Consider the following 2,244-nt stretch of genomic DNA (forward strand, 5'->3'; position numbering starts at 1 on the left):
CCCTTCGAAGTGATCAAGTCCAAGCTCCTCCTTCATATCGACAAGGCTGTGCACGACCCGCGTCGGATCGCGCCGATCCGGGAACACCCGGGCCAGATTGTCGGCCAAGCCGAGACGCCGCTCGGCCATCGCCAGAAGCATCACGCCCCCGTTCGAGGTTAGGCGCCCACCATCGAAGGCAGCTGTGACTTTCTTGGCGTGAATGGCTGGAAACGAGAAGGGCGGAATCGTATCGTCGGTCATGGCGGGCGTGGCGTTCGCGGTTGGAGGTGATGGGGTTGGCTTCACAACCGAATCCTACGCCGTATGAGCGCTTTACACCACGCTCGCCAGCCTCTCGGGCGCCTCTTACGAATAAGACAGGTTAGTCGGTCCGACCCGTCATGTTTTTGGGGTTTCGGACAAGGTTCTGACGATGACGCTTTCATCCGTTTTGATGGCGGATCGCGAGGCCCGTCCTGATTGGTATGCAGTTGGCATTGCCATGATCGTCGTGGATCGGCTGGTTCACAACTTTCTGGTCCGAACCGGGATTTTGGAGCAACTTGGCATGGTTCATCCGTACGGTCCCCGTTGCTATGCAGACGGCGGCTGCGCCGAGGTCTTGCGGCGCGTCTCGGCACAGATCGACGCGCGCCAGTTTGATCGTAATTTTCCGGCGGATTTTCCGCGCTTTGTTCAGCACGCTCTTTGGCGTTACTGCGCTGCTGACGGTTTGAACGTCTGCAACGGCAACAATATTGATGATCGCAAGTCATGCGATCTTTCGTCGTGTATTGTTTACAGTAATTGTGCCAAAAAAGCGCGGAAATTACAGTAATTATCTTCTATTTAAGCGCAATTTTTCTGCAGCTAAATTATTGCAATCATTGCGCTTTTGGATGATATGCTTTATTATACTTACGACGAGATTGTTTGAACGCTCTTCTCGTCTTCAGCAAAGGAGTCGTCCAATGACAAGACCGCCATTGCCGGGAGCATCCCGCAGGACCAGCGACAACGCCGTTTCAGAAAGGGGCCCAAATCGGGCCCCTTCGGCTTTTCAGGAGGGCAAAATGGCCAAGCCCAATCTCACGAACCAAAAGACACTCTCCGCCTCGGCAATCATCGTTTACGGGATCGACGCGACCGGCAAGCCGAAGGCCGGCCGGTTTCCGGAGCGCCAGGCGGCGGCGGCCAAAAAGGCCGCGCGCTCACTCAAGCTCGCTGTTTGCAACGTCGATCGACCAGCTCTTGTCGAAATCGTTGCGAAAATTCCGGTCGGACGCGTTCACGACCAAGGCAGTCGCTTCTGCCCTACATCAAACGCAGCTTGTACGTGAGCGTCACGACAGGATCACCGGTTCCCGGGCTCGACTTGCGCGGAATGCTCTGGATAGCGCGGTCGGGATGATTGACGCCGCCGGGGCGCGGTGATGGGGTGATCCCGGTTCGGAGCGGGCAACGGGATCAGAATGAACAGCGAGTCGCAGCTGCGCGAGAAGCTTCGGAAGATCGAGGCGTTGTTCGTGGGGGCCGGAACTGCTGGTGAGCGCCATGCGGCGGAAGCCGCGCTGCAGCGGGTGCGGGCCCGGGTCGAGGAACTCGCTCGCCACGATCCACCAATCGAACAGCAATTCTCACTTCCCGACCAGTGGTCTCGGCACCTTTTTCTGGCGCTTTGCCGCCGATATGGGCTGCGGCCGTTTCGTTAGCTTTGAGCGTCTTCAGCAGCCAGCGTTCGACATCATGACCGGACAGCAAGTACGGCAAGACGGCTTCGCTCGATTCCAAGCAGTCCCTGAGGCCGGCAAAGAATATCTTGGCAGCGGCATCCAACGGCGACAGCGCGCTGTTGTGTCGTCTACAAAGGCAGTTCGCGGTGAGATTCTTTGGAGCCAGCGCCTTTGTTTCGCCTGCTTCGAGCCAAGGCAGTCCAGAGGCCGTGAAATTACCGTCCCCGCGAAGTATTTCGATCACAGCCTCGCTGATCAGATGCTCGCCGGAGATTGGCGCTTCGCAATTTCCCAGCTCCTGCATGTAACAGCGTTCAAGTGTCGTACTGGGCGAGCCGGATCGAAGGTCAAGCCCTGAAGCCGGCTTGTGCCATCGAACACCATCAAAACAGCAGGAAGCCGATTGTCGCCCCGATCGACAACGACAAGGTGCCACCTTCATTTCCTCAAGTCTGCGCTTGGCTTCACCCATCGGAGTGACCCCCAGCGGCAGTCTAGCCCGTCTTATTCGTAAAGGACCGGCTCATGC

4 protein-coding genes are annotated in these 2,244 nt (G+C 57.7%); 3 read left to right on the forward strand and 1 reads right to left on the reverse strand.

From position 1 onward, the window contains the following. The coding region (locus tag IC66_RS42955; protein WP_193375330.1) for a transposase at window positions 1-243 on the reverse strand (243 nt) is incomplete at its 3' end. Between the two features lie 172 nt (window positions 244-415). Between IC66_RS42955 and IC66_RS44905 the strand changes: the two genes are divergently transcribed. The 3 genes from IC66_RS44905 to IC66_RS0142180 all read left to right on the forward strand — a co-directional run bounded on the left by IC66_RS44905 (window position 416) and on the right by IC66_RS0142180 (window position 1,694). After that, on the forward strand, window positions 416-820 hold the full coding sequence (locus IC66_RS44905; protein ID WP_011090921.1) for a hypothetical protein: 405 nt from the start codon (window positions 416-418) through the stop codon (window positions 818-820). A 235-nt stretch (window positions 821-1,055) separates the two neighbouring features. Then, complete coding sequence (locus IC66_RS47460; protein ID WP_014498652.1) at window positions 1,056-1,322, forward strand: hypothetical protein; 267 nt, start codon at window positions 1,056-1,058, stop codon at window positions 1,320-1,322. Between the two features lie 132 nt (window positions 1,323-1,454). Then, a complete protein-coding gene (locus tag IC66_RS0142180; RefSeq protein ID WP_018269532.1) occupies window positions 1,455-1,694 on the forward strand; it encodes a hypothetical protein in 240 nt (79 codons plus the stop codon). The last annotated feature ends 550 nt before the right edge of the window (window positions 1,695-2,244 follow it).

It is taken from the genome of Bradyrhizobium genomosp. III (assembly GCF_000261705.1).
Taxonomy (GTDB): Bacteria; Pseudomonadota; Alphaproteobacteria; order Rhizobiales; family Xanthobacteraceae; genus Bradyrhizobium; species Bradyrhizobium ottawaense.

Coding starts and splice junctions, on each gene's coding strand:
- IC66_RS47460 (WP_014498652.1), top strand. CDS start 1,056: ATGGCCAAGCCCAATCTCACGAACCAAAAGACACTCTCCGCCTCGGCA.
- IC66_RS44905 (WP_011090921.1), top strand. CDS start 416: ATGACGCTTTCATCCGTTTTGATGGCGGATCGCGAGGCCCGTCCTGAT.
- IC66_RS0142180 (WP_018269532.1), top strand. CDS start 1,455: ATGAACAGCGAGTCGCAGCTGCGCGAGAAGCTTCGGAAGATCGAGGCG.